This is a genomic window from Bacillus sp. LQ16, assembly GCF_057784645.1.
Window position 1 is genome coordinate 1,279,720 of sequence record NZ_CM173491.1, and the last position, 12,118, is coordinate 1,291,837.

15 protein-coding genes are annotated in these 12,118 nt (G+C 36.1%); 11 read left to right on the forward strand and 4 right to left on the reverse strand.

The features are described 5' to 3' along the window. Positions 1–11 precede the first annotated feature (11 nt). The 3 genes from AC3EMB_RS06435 to AC3EMB_RS06445 all read right to left on the reverse strand — a co-directional run bounded on the left by AC3EMB_RS06435 (position 12) and on the right by AC3EMB_RS06445 (position 2,821). Complete coding sequence (locus AC3EMB_RS06435) at positions 12–764, reverse strand: class I SAM-dependent methyltransferase (protein WP_098279295.1); 753 nt, start codon at positions 762–764, stop codon at positions 12–14. A 183-nt stretch (positions 765–947) separates the two neighbouring features. Then, a complete protein-coding gene (locus AC3EMB_RS06440) occupies positions 948–1,793 on the reverse strand; it encodes a TylF/MycF family methyltransferase (protein WP_000444386.1) in 846 nt (281 codons plus the stop codon). A gap of 122 nt (positions 1,794–1,915) precedes the next feature. Then, entirely contained in the window at positions 1,916–2,821 is a 906-nt protein-coding gene (locus AC3EMB_RS06445) for a BclA C-terminal domain-containing protein (RefSeq protein ID WP_070183672.1), read from the reverse strand. Positions 2,822–2,986: 165 nt separating this feature from the next. Between AC3EMB_RS06445 and AC3EMB_RS06450 the strand changes: the two genes are divergently transcribed. The 10 genes from AC3EMB_RS06450 (at position 2,987) to AC3EMB_RS06495 (ending at position 11,086) form a co-directional block, all read left to right on the forward strand. Next, positions 2,987–4,084: a glycosyltransferase gene (locus AC3EMB_RS06450; protein WP_000932913.1), complete on the forward strand. Its 1,098-nt coding sequence runs from the start codon at positions 2,987–2,989 to the stop codon at positions 4,082–4,084. 211 nt (positions 4,085–4,295) lie between these two features. After that, positions 4,296–4,985 carry a class I SAM-dependent methyltransferase gene (locus tag AC3EMB_RS06455; RefSeq protein WP_053513441.1) on the forward strand — a complete coding sequence of 230 codons (690 nt, stop codon included), beginning with the start codon at positions 4,296–4,298 and terminating at the stop codon, positions 4,983–4,985. Continuing rightward, positions 4,982–5,668, forward strand: coding sequence for a glycosyltransferase family protein (locus tag AC3EMB_RS06460; RefSeq protein WP_001271187.1), 687 nt, complete (start codon positions 4,982–4,984; stop codon positions 5,666–5,668). Before AC3EMB_RS06455 ends, AC3EMB_RS06460 begins: the two co-directional genes overlap by 4 nt. A 14-nt stretch (positions 5,669–5,682) precedes the next feature. Further along, a complete protein-coding gene (locus AC3EMB_RS06465; protein WP_000651529.1) occupies positions 5,683–6,363 on the forward strand; it encodes a glycosyltransferase family protein in 681 nt (226 codons plus the stop codon). A 14-nt stretch (positions 6,364–6,377) separates the two neighbouring features. Then, positions 6,378–7,115: a sugar phosphate nucleotidyltransferase gene (locus tag AC3EMB_RS06470; protein WP_000676160.1), complete on the forward strand. Its 738-nt coding sequence runs from the start codon at positions 6,378–6,380 to the stop codon at positions 7,113–7,115. An 8-nt stretch (positions 7,116–7,123) separates the two neighbouring features. Continuing rightward, entirely contained in the window at positions 7,124–7,669 is a 546-nt protein-coding gene (gene rfbC / locus AC3EMB_RS06475; RefSeq protein ID WP_000869415.1) for a dTDP-4-dehydrorhamnose 3,5-epimerase, read from the forward strand. A 15-nt stretch (positions 7,670–7,684) separates the two neighbouring features. Beyond that, complete coding sequence (gene rfbB, locus AC3EMB_RS06480) at positions 7,685–8,653, forward strand: dTDP-glucose 4,6-dehydratase (protein WP_001024163.1); 969 nt, start codon at positions 7,685–7,687, stop codon at positions 8,651–8,653. A gap of 15 nt (positions 8,654–8,668) precedes the next feature. Continuing rightward, the gene (rfbD, locus tag AC3EMB_RS06485; RefSeq protein WP_048568771.1) at positions 8,669–9,523 is read left to right on the forward strand and encodes a dTDP-4-dehydrorhamnose reductase; all 855 of its coding nucleotides are present in this window, start codon (positions 8,669–8,671) and stop codon (positions 9,521–9,523) included. Positions 9,524–9,631: 108 nt separating this feature from the next. Continuing rightward, positions 9,632–10,402, forward strand: coding sequence for an enoyl-ACP reductase FabI (gene fabI / locus AC3EMB_RS06490; protein WP_000421885.1), 771 nt, complete (start codon positions 9,632–9,634; stop codon positions 10,400–10,402). A 141-nt stretch (positions 10,403–10,543) separates the two neighbouring features. Next, positions 10,544–11,086 (forward strand): spore coat CotO family protein, encoded by a 543-nt coding sequence (locus AC3EMB_RS06495; RefSeq protein WP_002196304.1) that lies wholly within the window; start codon positions 10,544–10,546, stop codon positions 11,084–11,086. Between the two features lie 48 nt (positions 11,087–11,134). Here AC3EMB_RS06495 and exsY read toward each other — a convergent pair whose 3' ends face one another. Then, positions 11,135–11,599, reverse strand: coding sequence for an exosporium assembly protein ExsY (gene exsY / locus AC3EMB_RS06500; RefSeq protein ID WP_001277743.1), 465 nt, complete (start codon positions 11,597–11,599; stop codon positions 11,135–11,137). Between the two features lie 125 nt (positions 11,600–11,724). Here exsY and AC3EMB_RS06505 point away from each other — a divergent pair, with 125 nt between their 5' ends. Next, positions 11,725–12,084: a DUF1360 domain-containing protein gene (locus AC3EMB_RS06505; protein WP_000899664.1), complete on the forward strand. Its 360-nt coding sequence runs from the start codon at positions 11,725–11,727 to the stop codon at positions 12,082–12,084. The last annotated feature ends 34 nt before the right edge of the window (positions 12,085–12,118 follow it).

Below are 12,118 nucleotides of genomic sequence, written 5' to 3' on the forward strand. Positions count from 1 at the left end.
ATAACTTCCTTTCAGAAGCTTTTTTTTGTAAGAACAATATCTTGGTAACTTGTATATTCATGTCTGCCGCACCATAAACCGTAATGCGGCTTATTGATTATTTCTAGGCCGTACTTATTCAATAGATTGCAAATATCTGTCTCAGGATAAGCAACTGCGAAATTCGGAATATCTTTATTTACAACGTAGCAATTTTCGATTCGATGATAAAAACCTAATGTACTTTGTCCTGCATTTAAATAATAGGACGATTCAGGATTTATAAGAAAGAATGTAATGAAACATCTCCCGTCTTTTTTTAATACACGTACAATTTCAGATACGTAATGTTCTAATTCTTTTGGGAGAAGATGCGTAAATACAGAAGTTAAAAAGATAAAATCGAATGTCCCGTCTTCATAGGGGAAACGATATTGAGAGGCATCTTCTTTTCCTTCTGGATTATAGAATTGATTGTATATGTCAACATGTTCAAAGTGAAAATTATTACGCATAATTGAAATGTTATTTTGACACCAAGTAATTCCATCTTTAAACAAATCAAATCCATAATACGCTCCATCATCATTTAAGTAATTCAATAATGGTACAGCCATTCGACCGACGCCGCAGCCTACATCTAATACTTTTTCATTTGGTTTTAAAGCGCCAATTTGAATAAAATGCTTTAGGAACTCTTTTCCAACTTTTTTGAAGTCGCCACCTACATATTGGACGAGTTCAGGAGGGGGGAGTAAAGTCATTTCTTTGTTAAGTTCACTCATGAGTATACCCCTTTCTTGTATGAGAAGATGCAGTAAATCTATTAATAAAATTTTCAATTTGTATTGAGAGAACACAGGAAAACAATTGTTATATGTAAGGAGATTCCGAAAAAGAATACTTAATTGGATTAGAAGTGAGAGAAGGATGAGTGAAAATGAAATCTCCTATAGATTAAATCTTTTTTATTCTTTTCTCCAATAAACGCCAAATACATCAATTTTAGTAATAGGGGCTTTTAAATTTCGTTGGTTTCTAAAGTCTGTCACAGCCTCAGCGCATGGCGGTAGCCCGTAGTCATCGATAATTATATAGCCACCTTTAGAAACTTTATCATATAAGTTCACGAGACCATCCATTGTGGATTCGTACATATCACCATCAAGCCGTGCAATTGCTATTTTTTCAATTGGTGCTGTTGGTAAAGTATCTTTAAACCAGCCTTTTAAAAATTTCACTTGATCATTTAGTAAATCATATTTTTTGAAATTCTCTTGTACTTGTTCTAAAGAGACGCGTAAGTAATCGAATGTGTGCAAATAATCACCGTAATCTTTTGGATATTGTTCTAGATTCGGTGCTGGCAAACCTTCAAATGAATCAGCGACCCACACATTACGATTCGTAATGTTGTTTGCTTGTAAAAAACCATTCATAAAAATGCACGATCCTCCGCGCCATACACCTGTTTCAATAAAATCTCCCTCTATATTTTCACGAACAACGGTTTCCATTGCCTCTTGTAATTGGTTCATACGTTCTCGACCGATCATGCTATGTGCTGCTCTTGGCCAATCCATTCCATCATGGCGTTCACTTTTTGAAACATTTGGTTTTACAATTTTTAAGTTATGGTTTTCAGCATATTGCTTAATGAATAAAGGGAGGGGGACTGTAACTGGCTCGAATTCTAGTTCTTTTGAAATATGTAGAGATGCGGGTAAGTATGCCTCATATTCTAACCATATTTCAAATAAAATGGTCTTCTTTAGCAATTCGAGATAAAGCTGAACAGCAGATTTACTTTCCATATTTGTGCCTCCTGCAAAATGTCATACAACAATATGATTATGTAGATAGCGAATGTTTCATGATTGAATTTGAAATTGAAAAAGCAGTAAAACTGATATCAGTTTTACTGCTAAGTAAAAAATTAAGCGATTTTTTCAATAATAATAGATGCATTTGTACCAACAGCTAATGATAGCCCAAGCCCTGTAACGATTACTTCAATTAATGATGGAGTTGTCGTAATTTGCGTAATTGCTTGAACAACGATAGGTGCTCCAACTGAGATTAAAGTGGCCCCAGTACCTGGAACAGATACCCCATTTACTTGGATTGTAAGTCCTCCTAATAGACTTACTGCTGCAGTGTATACGATAACGGTAATTTTATAGAATCCAGTTTGACTAATTACGAAAGTATCAGGATCTAATTGAGAAATTGCTGTACCAAACTGAGATCCAACAGTATTAAATGGTACTGGAGCATTAAGTCCAATATCCAAAGAAATCCCAGCGGAGTTAAATGCATACAATCCTGCTGGAAGCCCTAGTCCAGATGGTCCCGTAGGTCCAGTCGGTCCAGTAGCCCCAGTCGGCCCCGTAGGTCCAGTAGCCCCAGTGTCACCAGTCGGCCCTGTAGGTCCAGTAGCCCCAGTGTCACCAGTCGGCCCCGTAGGTCCAGTAGTCCCAGTGCCACCAGTCGGCCCCGTAGGTCCAGTAGCCCCAGTGTCACCAGTCGGCCCCGTAGGTCCAGTAGTCCCAGTGCCACCAGTCGGCCCCGTAGGTCCAGTAGTCCCAGTGCCACCAGTAGGTCCAGTAGGTCCTGTAGGTCCAGTCGGTCCAGTTGGCCCAGTAGGTCCAGTCGGTCCAGTTGGCCCGGTAGGTACAGTCGGCCCCGTAGGTCCCGTAGGTCCAGTCGGCCCGGTCGGCCCAGTCGGAAGGGTAAACGGTGGTATCGGTGGTAATGTAGGTCCTACAAGATTAGGGTCAAATGCACTAGCTGATAAAGATTCATCGGGATTTAATCCATTTGAATAATTATTATTTGACATAAATTCACCTCCATAAAGCGTTCATTATATAGTAGATGCAAAACCGAAAGAAAATGACACGGACATTTGAATTATTGAAAAGAAATCTTAAACTACTTGAACAATTTAAAAAAATGGAAAGTTTAGTATATGTATAACATATGATTGATTTGGAAGAGGGTGATTATGTTGAACAAGCAAGGAATTACAATTAGTTTATGTATGATTGTTCGAGATGAGGAGGAGACAATAGCCCGTTGTTTAGAAACAGTTGAAAAAATTGTGGATGAAATTATAGTAGTTGATACAGGTTCCGTCGATCGAACGAAAGAAATCGTAGAGAAATACACTTCTAACATATATGATTTCCAGTGGATTGATGATTTTGCAGCAGCAAGAAATTTTTCTTTTTCAAAAGCGACGCAAGAGTATATATTGTGGCTAGATGCAGATGATGTCTTATTAGAAGATGCTCAAGAAGCATTGAAACTTTTAAAAAGAGAATTAGATCCTAAAATTGATGCTGTTTCGATGCCTTATCATCTTGCAATGGATTCTAACGGGAAACCTTTATATTGTACAAAAAGAAATCGACTTGTAAAGCGTGAAAAACAATTTCAATGGTTTGGAAAGGTTCATGAGTATTTAGCTATTTCTGGTGAGGTTTTTAGTAGTAATGTTGCTATTACACATAAAAAAGAAAAAAAAGTAACAAATCGTAATTTGAAAATTTTTCAAAATACTGTAGCGGCAGGTGAAGAATTAAGTCCGAGAGATTTATTTTATTACGCAAATGAATCTACGGATAACCAAAAATATGATGATGCAGTTCTTCTATATGAAACATTTCTTAATCAAGACGAAGGATGGTATGAAGAGAAAATTTATGCATGTGGTAAATTAGGAGATTGCTATGCAAAGCTAGGAATGTGGGAGAAGGCAATCGAATCTTGTGTGAAGTCGTTTCGGTATGACGTCCCTAGAGGAGAGAATTGTACAAGAATAGGATATATATATATGGAACAAGAAAAATATAATGAAGCGATATTTTGGTTTAAACTTGCTACGGAAGTACCAATGGCAACGGAAAGTCCTTTCCATAGTCCAGCTAGCTACACATGGCTACCCTATTTACAAATGTGTATTTGTTATAGCAGGTTAGGGGAGCAGGATAAAGCGTATTATTACAATGAATTAGCAGCTTCTTATGTTCCGAATAATGCTGCAATTGAATATAACCGTAAATATTTTCGGGGAGTTTTTGATAAACCATATAAAGTGTAATAGGTTTCGTTTTTTAGAAATGATTTATCGCTATTCTAACTCTAATAGATTGGTTATATATTAGAGTATCAGTAACGTAACCAATATAAATAAAAGATTTTATACTGCTATTTGCGGGCTAATAATCATTGGGGGATGAACAAAATCTGCACTTTATAGAATTCATATGAGATTTATATTTCTAATTCAATTTGCATAAGGAGTGTGTGAAATGAATCGCGAAAAAAGTTCTTTATATGAAGAAAAATCCGAGCATTATTATAATGCAGCGAATCCGAATTTATTAAAGCATATAAAAAAGGAATGGAAAGAAGTTCTTGATATTGGTTGCTCGAGCGGTGCATTGGGAGCAGCTATTAAAGAAAACGGTACACGTGTATCAGGAATAGAGGCATTTCCAGAGGCGGCAGAAAAAGCGAAGGAAAGACTAGATCATGTTATTTTAGGGGATATAGAAAAAATAGATCTTCCTTATGAGGAGGGGCAATTTGATTGCGTCCTATTTGGGGATGTATTAGAGCATTTATTTGATCCGTGGGCTGTGATTGAAAAGGTTAAGCCATATATAAAGCAAAATGGTGTGATTTTAGCAAGTATACCAAACGTTGCTCATATTTCAGTATTAGCTCCCTTACTTGCTGGAAATTGGACGTATACAGAATATGGTTTATTAGATAAAACACATATTCGTTTCTTTACATTCAATGAAATGCTAAGAATGTTTTTAAAAGCAGGATATTCAATTAGTAAAGTAGATCGTGTATATGTTGATCATAAAATGTATGAGTCGCTTATTGAGGAGTTATATGGAATTTGTAAAAAATATCGTCTTGGAAGTGGCTTCATGGCTGAGACAGTTGTATTTCAGTATATTATTGAAGCTGAAAAATCACAATTATGAGTGCTGCAGACAAAACAATATTATTTGTTACATGCATAAATGATCGGAAATTGTATGCAAACTGCGTGCGACATATATTGCAATTGTTAGTACCGCCAGGGTATATTGTCCAATTTATGCCGATTCGAAATGCGAAAAGTATGACGAGTGGATACAATCAAGCCATTTCGCATCCAGCGAAGTATAAAGTGTATTTACATCAAGATGTTTTTATTATAAATAGGGCTTTTTTATACGGATTACTTCAATTATTTGAGGAACATGAAAACCTTGGGATGATTGGGATGGTTGGAGCGCAATATGTTCCTCCGACTGGCGTATGGAACGAAGGGCGTGGAATTGTAGGAAAAGTCATTGGTTATATGAATGATTTGTTTTATATGGCAAGTTTAGAACAACCGTATCATGAATCAAAAACATTTATTCCTGTAGAATGTATTGATGGTTTATTAATGGCGACACAATATGATGTTCCGTGGCGAGAAGACTTATTTGACGGATTTGATTTTTATGATGTATCCCAATCATTTGAATTTAAAAAAGCAGGATATACAGTCGGTGTACCTGTACAGCGCGATGCTTGGTGTATCCATTATCATTTTGATGTGAATATGACGAACTATGAAAAGTATCGGAAAATATTTGTGGAACACTATATGTCAGATGTAAATAAGGAAGAATAAAAGGGGGGACAAAAATGAAAGATCATACAATATTAGTCGTTGTTTGTGTAAATAATGAGGAGCTTTTCAAACAATGTGAGAGCCAAATAAGAAACATTTTTGTTCCCTCTGGTTATGTCGTGCAAATTTTTCCGATACGAGATGCGCAAAGTATGGCAAGTGCATACAACCGAGCCCTTTCATATCCAGCGAAATACAAAGTGTATATACATCAAGATACATATCTTATTAATCGAGACATGTTTTCTACACTTATATCTCTTTTTAAAGAAAATGAAAAGCTTGGTTTAATAGGAGTCGCTGGGGCTCAGTTTTTACCGAATAACGGGATATGGTGGGAAGGAAAAAATTTAGTAGGGAAAGTGATTGAGTATAGAAGACGGAATTATCAATTATTAAATTTAGATCAGGTTTTTTATGGTAATCAACCATTTTTGTCAGTTCAGGCAATTGATGGTTTATTCATGGCAACGCAGTATGATATTCCGTGGCGAGAAGATTTGTTTCAAGGGTTTCACTTTTATGATGTGTCACAGTCTTTAGAGTTTCAAAGGGCTGGTTATTTAATCGGTATCCCAAATCAAGCAAATTTATGGTGTATTCATTACAACGGGGATGAGTTTGATGCGGATACATATGAGAAGTACCGGAAAGTGTTTGTAGAACATTACAAAGATATATTATCTCCATCATAAAGGAGAGATGCAAAGTGAAAGGAATTATTTTAGCAGGTGGTACTGGATCGAGATTATATCCAATAACGAAAGTAACGAATAAACATTTACTTCCTGTTGGTCGGTATCCGATGATTTATCATGCGGTATATAAGCTAAAACAATGCGATATTACAGATATTATGATTATTACGGGTAAAGAGCATATGGGGGATGTTGTTAGCTTTTTAGGGAGTGGTCATGAATTTGGAGTGTCCTTTACGTATCGTGTGCAAGATAAAGCGGGCGGGATCGCACAGGCGTTAGGGCTTTGTGAAGATTTCGTCGGGAATGATCGTATGGTAGTTATATTAGGGGATAATATTTTTTCAGATGATATTCTTCCGTATGTTGAAGAGTTTGCAAATCAAAAAGAAGGTGCGAAAGTGCTATTGCAATCTGTAGAAGATCCCGAAAGATTTGGCGTAGCACATATTCAAAACCGAAAAATAGTTGAAATTGAAGAAAAGCCGAAAGAGCCGAAAAGTTCTTATGCGGTTACGGGAATTTATTTGTATGATTCGAAAGTCTTTTCTTATATTAAAGAATTAAAACCTTCTGCACGGGGAGAACTTGAAATTACAGATATAAATAATTGGTATTTAAAACGAGGGGTACTTACTTATAATGAAATGAGCGGCTGGTGGACTGATGCGGGAACTCATGCTTCGCTTCAAAAGGCGAATACGTTAGCGCGTGATATTAATTTTGGGAAACAGTTTAACGGAGAATAGGTGAGAATATGAAAGTTGTAGAAACAAATTTTACCGATGCAAAATTGTTAGAACCGAGGTTGTTTGGAGACGAGCGTGGCTTTTTTTCAGAGAGTTATAATAAGCAGGTGCTAGAAACATTAGGGATAACGTATTCATTTGTACAGGATAACGTATCTTATTCGGCTAAGGCAGGAACGATTCGGGGACTGCACTTTCAAAAAAAACCGAAAGCACAAACGAAACTCATTCAAGTTATGCAAGGGGCAATTTATGATGTTATCGTTGATTTACGAAAAAAATCACCAACATTTAAACAATGGAAAGGATATATTTTAAGTGCAGATAACCATCGGCAATTACTAGTGCCAAAAGGGTTTGCGCATGGATTTTGCACGCTTGTTCCGCATACTATCGTTATGTATAAAGTAGATGAATATTATAGCGCAGAGCATGACTCAGGATTACTTTGGGAAGATAAAGATTTAGCAATTCCTTGGCCAGTAACCGATCCTATATTGTCCGATAAGGATCAGATATTACCATTATTAGAGGAATATGAAGATAGTTTTTAAGTAGGAGCGTTGTTTATGAATATATTAGTAACAGGTGGGGCTGGATTTATTGGAAGTAATTTCGTTCATTACATGCTACAAAGTTATGAAACATATAAAATTATTAATTACGATGCCTTAACATATAGCGGGAATTTAAATAACGTAAAATCTCTTCTGGATCACCCGAATTACTCTTTTGTAAAGGGAGAAATTCAAAATGGAGAGCTATTAGAACACGTTATAAAAGAGCGAAACGTACAAGTGATTGTAAATTTTGCAGCCGAATCACATGTGGACCGTAGTATTGAAAATCCGATTCCTTTTTATGATACAAATGTAATTGGGACGGTCACTTTATTAGAACTAGTTAAAAAATATTCGCATATAAAACTTGTGCAAGTATCAACGGATGAAGTGTATGGCTCTTTAGGAAAAACAGGGAAGTTCACAGAGAAAACGCCGTTAGCTCCAAATAGTCCATATTCTTCAAGTAAGGCGAGCGCGGACATGATAGCTCTATCTTACTATAAAACATATCAATTACCGGTTATAGTAACGCGTTGTTCTAACAATTATGGACCGTACCAGTATCCTGAAAAATTAATTCCATTAATGGTTACGAATGCACTAGAAGGAAAAAAACTACCGTTATATGGTGATGGTTTAAATGTAAGAGATTGGTTACATGTAACGGATCATTGCAGTGCGATTGATGTTGTTCTGCATAAGGGACGTGTAGGAGAAGTATATAATATAGGTGGAAATAATGAAAAAACAAATGTAGAAGTTGTGGAACAAATTATTACTCTTTTAGGAAAAACAAAAAAAGACATTGAATATGTTACAGATCGTTTAGGCCACGATCGTCGTTATGCGATTGATGCAGAGAAAATGAAGAATGAATTTGATTGGGAACCGAAATACACGTTTGAACAAGGATTACAAGAGACGGTGAAATGGTATGAAAAGAATAAGGAATGGTGGAAACCACTAAAAGATTAGTAAGGGGCATGTTAAATGAAAGAGAGGGTTATCATAACAGGAGCAAACGGTCAATTAGGAAAGCAACTATTTGAAGAGTTAGACTCTGAAGAATATGATATATATCCATTTGATAAAAAGTTATTAGATGTGACAAATATATCCCGAATACAACAAGTGGTACAAGAAATAAAACCACATATAATTATTCATTGTGCTGCCTATACGAAAGTAGATCATGCGGAGAAAGAACAGGATTTTGCGTATAGAATAAATGCAATCGGAGCTCGAAATGTAGCGGTTGCTTCACAATTAGTAGGGGCGAAGCTAGTTTATATTAGTACTGATTATGTATTTCAAGGTGCCAGACCAGATGGATACGACGAATTTCATAGTCCAGCGCCGATAAATATATATGGGGCCTCTAAGTATGCGGGGGAGCAGTTCGTCAAAGAGTTACATAATAAATATTTTATCGTTCGCACATCGTGGCTATATGGTAAATATGGAAATAATTTCGTGAAAACGATGATGCGATTAGGAAAAGAAAGAGATGAAATATCCGTTGTAGCGGATCAAGTTGGCTCTCCTACGTATGTGGCGGATTTAAATATGGTTATTAATAAGCTCATTCATACTTCTTTATACGGTACATACCACGTATCAAACAGTGGTTCATGCTCTTGGTTTGAATTTGCACAAAAGATATTTTCGTACGCCAATATGAAAGTGAATGTATTACCTGTTTCAACGGAAGAATTCGGGGCTGCAGCTGCGAGGCCCAAATATTCTATTTTTCAACATAACATGCTAAGATTAAATGGTTTTTCACAAATGCCGTCTTGGGAAGAAGGATTAGAGCGGTTTTTTATAGAAACCAAAAGTCATTAACAAATTTCTGTTAATGACTTTTTTGTTTGCCTTTAAGCGGTTTTATGGTACTATAATTATAGTATCAGGTACTAATAACAAGTATAAGTATTTCTGGGAGGATATATCATGGAACTATTACAAGGGAAAACATTTGTTGTTATGGGCGTTGCGAACCAAAGAAGTATTGCATGGGGAATAGCTCGCTCTTTGCATAATGCAGGTGCAAAATTAATATTCACATATGCAGGAGAACGTTTAGAAAGAAACGTTCGTGAATTAGCGGACACATTAGAAGGACAAGAATCACTTGTATTACCTTGTGATGTAACGAATGATGAGGAACTTACAGCTTGCTTTGAAACAATTAAACAAGAAGTAGGTACTATTCACGGTGTAGCACATTGTATTGCTTTTGCAAATCGCGATGACTTAAAAGGTGAATTTGTAGATACTTCTCGCGATGGATTTTTACTTGCACAAAATATTAGCGCATTCTCTTTAACAGCTGTAGCAAGAGAAGCGAAGAAAGTAATGACAGAAGGCGGAAATATTTTAACATTAACATACCTTGGCGGCGAGCGCGTTGTGAAAAATTATAACGTTATGGGTGTTGCGAAAGCTTCATTAGAAGCGAGCGTGAAATATTTAGCGAACGATTTAGGTCAACACGGTATTCGTGTTAACGCTATTTCTGCAGGACCAATTCGTACGTTATCTGCAAAAGGTGTAGGCGATTTCAACTCAATCTTAAGAGAAATTGAGGAGCGCGCACCACTTCGTCGTACAACAACTCCAGAAGAAGTTGGGGATACAGCAGTATTCTTATTCAGTGATTTAGCACGCGGTGTAACAGGAGAAAACATTCATGTTGATTCAGGGTATCATATCCTAGGATAAATATAATATTAATTTTTAAAGGACAATCTCTAAATGCTGAGATTGTCCTTTTTATTTGTTCTTAGAAAGAACGATTTTTAACGAAAGTTCTTACCATGTGATGAATATAACTATAATAGTACACGATTTATTCAGCTACGTATGGAAGTGGGAGGGACGAGTGTGAAGAATAAAAATAAAAGTTCAACAGTTGGAAAACCGTTGTTATATATCACGCAAGTAAGTTTAGAACTTGCTGCACCGAAAATAAAAAGAATTATCCTGACAAACTTTGAAAATGAAGATCAAAAAGAGAAAAGTAATAGACAAGAAAATATTGTAAGAAGTGCTGTGGAAGAGGTAATAGAACAAGAACAACAAGAAGAGCAGCAAGTGGAAGAAAAAATAGAAGAAGAAAAAGAAGAACACATAGAACAAGAAGAGCAAGAACCAGAACCAGTAAGAACTGTCCCGTATAATAAATCATTTAAGGATATGAATAATGATGAAAAAATTCATTTTTTACTAAACCGCCCTCATTACATTCCGAAAGTAAGATGCAGAATAAAAACAGCTACAGTCTCATATGTTGGATCAATCATATCGTATCGTCATGGCATTGTATCTATTATGCCGCAAAATAGTATGAGAGATATTAGGTTGTCTATAGATGATATCCAATCGATTAGTATGGCCGGTTTTTAAATATGTAAAGGTGGTAGAAAGCTTCTACCACCCCAATAGTTTTTTAGTTTACTTTACGATAGAAACGTCGCGTAAGCATTGAATCGCACAGAAACAGCTTAAATCAACAGTAATGCAAGTAGTTGTAGATATTAATCTTGCATTTGGTACAGCTAAAAACGTACAAATTGGATCGTCACCAGGTGGTACCGGAGTACCGTCACCTAATACTACAGTTAATACACGTAGCACAGCACAGCTATCATCATCTACACTTTCCACACGGAAAATTGGAGATCGGCAGCTAGTAAGGCTTGAAGATGGTGCAAATGCTTCAAAAGGTTCTCCAGTTTTTGTGTATAAAATAAAAGGGCGTGTATTTGCTACTGATGCAGTATTGTGTGCACCTAAAAATGGGATTTCACAACCAGATCCACATGTTGTTGTAGAACAATCTTGTAATTCATTGATGAATTTTACAACGTCAACTACACAATGAGAAGAGCCATGGTGTTTATTTTCGTTACAACTCATTAATGTCACTCCTTATCTTCTTGTTTGTATTTACATTAATAAGATATTGGAGTCGAGGAGATTTGGTCACAATCTCAAGACCTTTTTTTTTAAATAGGCGAAAGAGGATAAGGGTAGGTGGAATTATGCTGTTTACAAGCTGGCTTTTATTTTTTATTTTTGCGTTAGCTGCTTTTAGGCTCACTCGTTTAATTGTTTATGATAAAATTACAGCCTTTTTGCGAAGACCATTTATTGATGAATTAGAGATTACGGAGCCGGATGGAAGTGTATCAACGTTTACAAAAGTGAAAGGTAATGGATTAAGAAAGTGGATTGGCGAATTATTAAGCTGTTATTGGTGTACAGGTGTATGGGTTAGTGCTTTTTTATTAGTCTTATATAATTGGATCCCTATCGTTGCGGAACCGTTACTTGCATTATTAGCTATTGCAGGAGCGGCAGCAATCATTGAAACAATTACAGGATATTTTATGGGAGAATAATATATTTTCATAATACGAGAAAAAGCGGAGTTTA

Coding starts and splice junctions, on each gene's coding strand:
- rfbC (WP_000869415.1), top strand. CDS start 7,124: ATGAAAGTTGTAGAAACAAATTTTACCGATGCAAAATTGTTAGAACCG.
- AC3EMB_RS06445 (WP_070183672.1), bottom strand. CDS start 2,821: ATGTCAAATAATAATTATTCAAATGGATTAAATCCCGATGAATCTTTA.
- AC3EMB_RS06450 (WP_000932913.1), top strand. CDS start 2,987: ATGTTGAACAAGCAAGGAATTACAATTAGTTTATGTATGATTGTTCGA.
- rfbD (WP_048568771.1), top strand. CDS start 8,669: ATGAAAGAGAGGGTTATCATAACAGGAGCAAACGGTCAATTAGGAAAG.
- fabI (WP_000421885.1), top strand. CDS start 9,632: ATGGAACTATTACAAGGGAAAACATTTGTTGTTATGGGCGTTGCGAAC.
- AC3EMB_RS06465 (WP_000651529.1), top strand. CDS start 5,683: ATGAAAGATCATACAATATTAGTCGTTGTTTGTGTAAATAATGAGGAG.
- rfbB (WP_001024163.1), top strand. CDS start 7,685: ATGAATATATTAGTAACAGGTGGGGCTGGATTTATTGGAAGTAATTTC.
- AC3EMB_RS06440 (WP_000444386.1), bottom strand. CDS start 1,793: ATGGAAAGTAAATCTGCTGTTCAGCTTTATCTCGAATTGCTAAAGAAG.
- AC3EMB_RS06435 (WP_098279295.1), bottom strand. CDS start 764: ATGAGTGAACTTAACAAAGAAATGACTTTACTCCCCCCTCCTGAACTC.
- exsY (WP_001277743.1), bottom strand. CDS start 11,599: ATGAGTTGTAACGAAAATAAACACCATGGCTCTTCTCATTGTGTAGTT.
- AC3EMB_RS06455 (WP_053513441.1), top strand. CDS start 4,296: ATGAATCGCGAAAAAAGTTCTTTATATGAAGAAAAATCCGAGCATTAT.
- AC3EMB_RS06495 (WP_002196304.1), top strand. CDS start 10,544: ATGGAAGTGGGAGGGACGAGTGTGAAGAATAAAAATAAAAGTTCAACA.
- AC3EMB_RS06460 (WP_001271187.1), top strand. CDS start 4,982: ATGAGTGCTGCAGACAAAACAATATTATTTGTTACATGCATAAATGAT.
- AC3EMB_RS06505 (WP_000899664.1), top strand. CDS start 11,725: ATGCTGTTTACAAGCTGGCTTTTATTTTTTATTTTTGCGTTAGCTGCT.